The sequence below is a fragment of the Dietzia sp. HMSC21D01 genome (genome assembly GCF_001815995.1).
Taxonomy (GTDB): Bacteria; Actinomycetota; Actinomycetes; order Mycobacteriales; family Mycobacteriaceae; genus Dietzia; species Dietzia cinnamea.
This window is the reverse complement of the sequence record NZ_KV824098.1, coordinates 1-3426: the sequence shown is the minus strand read 5'-3', so window position 1 is coordinate 3426 and position 3426 is coordinate 1. Positions and strand designations below refer to the sequence as shown.

3 protein-coding genes are annotated in these 3426 nt (G+C 59.7%); all 3 read right to left on the bottom strand.

Going from position 1 to position 3426, the window contains the following annotated elements; all coding sequences use genetic code 11:
* Positions 1-170: 170 nt before the first annotated feature.
* The 3 genes from HMPREF3086_RS15575 to HMPREF3086_RS15565 all read right to left on the bottom strand — a co-directional run bounded on the left by HMPREF3086_RS15575 (position 171) and on the right by HMPREF3086_RS15565 (position 3083).
* On the bottom strand, positions 171-491 hold the full coding sequence (locus HMPREF3086_RS15575) for a histone-like nucleoid-structuring protein Lsr2 (protein ID WP_070722816.1): 321 nt from the start codon (positions 489-491) through the stop codon (positions 171-173).
* A gap of 188 nt (positions 492-679) precedes the next feature.
* Positions 680-2647: an AAA family ATPase gene (locus HMPREF3086_RS15570; protein ID WP_070722814.1), complete on the bottom strand. Its 1968-nt coding sequence runs from the start codon at positions 2645-2647 to the stop codon at positions 680-682.
* Between the two features lie 136 nt (positions 2648-2783).
* A complete protein-coding gene (locus HMPREF3086_RS15565) occupies positions 2784-3083 on the bottom strand; it encodes a hypothetical protein (RefSeq protein ID WP_070722813.1) in 300 nt (99 codons plus the stop codon).
* Positions 3084-3426 lie beyond the last annotated feature (343 nt).

The window sequence follows — 3426 nt, the reverse complement described above, 5'->3', positions numbered from 1 at the left end:
TCATCTGATGCAATACGCAGATCTTAGCTTTACATAAGGTAACTTATCGGCGTTAATATAAATGCTGGCAGGAGCGCCTTTTCGGTGCGCTACCCGCTCAGGACAGCTTGTAGGAACGGTTGTCCTGAGCGGGTCCGGCGATTGCTTGTTGGGGACGCTGGGCAGGTGGCCTAGTTGGCTGCTGCGTACGCGTCGGCCACGTCGGCGGGAATGCGTCCGCGGTCGGAGACGTCGTAGCCATTGTTGCGGGCCCATTCGCGAATCGCTTTGGTGTTGCCGGACGTGGCCGCAGTTTTGGCCTTGCTTCCAGTCACTCGGTGGCCGGCCTCGATGTACGGCGCTACGGCCTCGCGGAACGCCTCGGCGTTGTCGTCGCTGAGATCAATGGAGTATTCCTTGCCTTCGAAGGCAAAAGAGATGGTGTTCGACGTCTCGCCCAGGTCGGTTCCATCGAGATCGTCGATGTATCTCACCTGAAATTGCTGAGCCATTGCTTCCCCCTACTGCGATTGCTGTTCGTGCAGGGCCACAGTATGCATGACGGAAGTAAATGAGGAGCGATCACATTCGTTGACGCTTCGCGACAAGGGTTCTTGCGCCCAGGATCCTGGTCGCCTGCGGCGCTGACTCCAAGGTCACCCGTAGTGGTAGCGGCAGGACTACGAACTGAAGCTGATGTTCAGGGCTTTTGCTTCACGCCGAGTAGTTCAATGAACGTTGCGTGGTGTGCGGCAAGATACTCGCGCGCCATGTTCGCCAGTGGTAGGGAGCCGTCCCGCCGAAGTAATCTGCCAGCGACAGCGCCTTTTCCTGGTGCACTATCTGGCCCCCCGAGAGCGATCTCGACAGCTCTTGCAATGGTCACACCTGCGTCCAGGTCGTCTTTGATCTGCTCCATAGTGACCTGTTCAGTGCGCTGAGAATCCGCCAGAACGCCGTTCACCGCCTCAAGGTAGACGTCGGGATCAATTAGGTCCTCGGTGGCCATGCCTTCAGGTAGTCGCAGAATCCGGTTCTCGGGCACGCCTGCTTTCAATAGGTGTTTCTGATGGTCGCAACCACCCTCGTCGCCGTCCACTAGGTAGGCGACTCTCACTGCCGCGTAGTCGGTATTGCCCAGGCTTCCCGGGTGAATGCTCGCGAGGCCAGGCACAATCTGGTAGCCGAGATTGCGTTCTTGGGTTGCCTCTCGAAGCAAAGTGGGCAGGAGCATCATGTCTGATGGGCCCTCCGTGAATACGGCGGCTCTCAGGCTAGAGAACGCCGCGGCGCCCGCTCCCATTGCGAACAACAGGGGCATGAACCCTGGCTGATTACCGTCCCAGAAATTGTTTCTCAGTTTGCTCGTTGGGTCTTTCTGGCTGGGCTCGATGACCCGGATGCCGGTGCCCAGATCTAGGGGCAGACAGCCAGGCGAATGGGTGGTGTAGATGGTGCGTGACGGCAGTTCGAGGAGAAAGTTAATGAGGTCCGCCTGCGCGTTGTAGTGCAGATGGATGTCGGCCTCGTCAATTAGCAGGATTGGCGGCGGGTCGGTTGTGTGCTGAGCGAGGAACGAGAGGAGTGCGACGAAGATGCGCAGACCGTCGCTGCGATCGGTGAATCGTGCCGTGTCTTCTCCCTCGTCTACGACGATGCGCAGCTTGGTGTCGCTGGCCTCGACGCGGATTTCAAGAGGACGTTGCCGCCAGTGTGGCGAGATGGCTTCGTTCAGTGCCTTGTTGGTTTTTCGAGCATGCGCCGACACTCTCTCGGGCACCCCGGCGTGGACTAGCTCGTAGAACTGGCGAATGCTGGTGTTGGCGAGACTGAGTAGATTGACCAGCCCGCCATCCGGGTTCTCTACATCGTCGTAGGGGACGTATTGGCTCCTCCCACCTTGATTCACCGAGCGTCGACGTAGGTCGTACTCGAAGCCCAGTTTCCGATCCGCCTCAGAGAACAGTACGAAGGCCGGAATGCGTCCAGAAAGTGCGTCCGCCGCCGTTACATTAGGCTCCGGCTGGCTCATCTGCGTTTGCCAGTCCTTCAGTAACCGAGCGGCGGCGAGGTCGGACTCCGGGGCTGACTTCTCGACCTCATCCGCAGCTTCGTCTCCGTTGCCTGTCGCCGAGATTGGTAGTTCCAACCATTCGATTAGCTTTTGGACGGCACCCTCACTCTTCTGTTTCCACTCGCGCTCAGAACTCGCTAGCTCGATGACGTGTGCCAACGCAGTAGCGGTGGCCTTGTCTTCTATGCGGTGGCTCAGCTCAGGGTCGCTCACCGACTTCAGTACCGATTGCGTCAGTTCCGTTGTTCGGGACAGGGGCGGATCGAAACTGATTTGCTCAACACCCTCGGGAGTGCGCGAAAAACTGAGCGTTCGTGGCGCGACGTTAGTGTCGACTTCGGAAAGTGCCTCGAGGTCGGAGGCTTCTAGCGCGAACACGGCCGTGACAATAGGGCCTCGCAAGGTCGTTTCCACTGTCCGGTTCACTTTGCGAGGGCCGAGTGTACCGCCCTCGGTAAGCCAGGCCAGCGCCTCCAGGACCGTGGTCTTGCCTGCTTCGTTTGGACCGACGAACGAGATCAGGTCAGCGTCGACATTGCAGCCAGTGTCCAGGAGCCTCTTGTATCCACTGAACTTGATCTTGGTAAGGCGCACCTGTCTCCGTCCCTTCCTGCGCTGAAACCCTTGTTCGGCCCGGCTGCGCGAGGTTGCTACGCAATGCAGTCTCGCGGCCGCAAAGGCTGGCGATAGCCTCGTTCGCAGAGTCGGCATTCTGCGGGCCCGAGGGTAATTATTTGACGCTGATGTTCCTCGGTAGAGTCACGCCGAGGCGGGCGATCTCCTTCTCGACGGTGCTCCCCTCCGGTGCGTCCCCGCCGATTACCCATTCAAGGGTGACGTCATATCGGTGCGTCCATCGGTGTACGTCCGAGGCAATGCCAGCTACCAGTTCGCGAAGATCTTCAGCGCTGTCCTCGGTCCCGGCGCTGTCATCGCGGATGCCCCACTCGGCGTACCACCCGACATCTTCGGGGTCCTCGTCTTCAACCAGTCGATCGAGCTTGACCTGCATCACGGTGCTCCGCTTCATGGATACAGCATTACAGAGGTGCCCATTCGTGGACGCCATTCTTGATGCTTCAACTGCTGCGGTGAATTACGCCCGCTGCGGCAAGTCACGACGGCTGACCCTGAGAGCTCCAACCGCCCATGCCGAGTGCAACAAGGCGCGGTAGGCCGCCTACGAGCCGACCGCGGGTCGTGGCTGCTGGTGCGCTAGCAACCACGACGGCCGTCGGGGGTTGTTGAATGGTGGCATTTGAGTAGCATTGATGGTGCTGGGCAGGATGTCCGCAGTGGTCTACCGCCGGGATGGGTGGTGGCCTGGAGAGCTGGCGCAAGGAGGTTCGGGCGATGGCCGTGGTGGATCAGGC

Bases quoted from the DNA above. Each gene is read 5' to 3' on its own strand.
- HMPREF3086_RS15565 (WP_070722813.1), bottom strand. From the start codon at position 3,083: ATGAAGCGGAGCACCGTGATGCAGGTCAAGCTCGATCGACTGGTTGAA.
- HMPREF3086_RS15575 (WP_070722816.1), bottom strand. From the start codon at position 491: ATGGCTCAGCAATTTCAGGTGAGATACATCGACGATCTCGATGGAACC.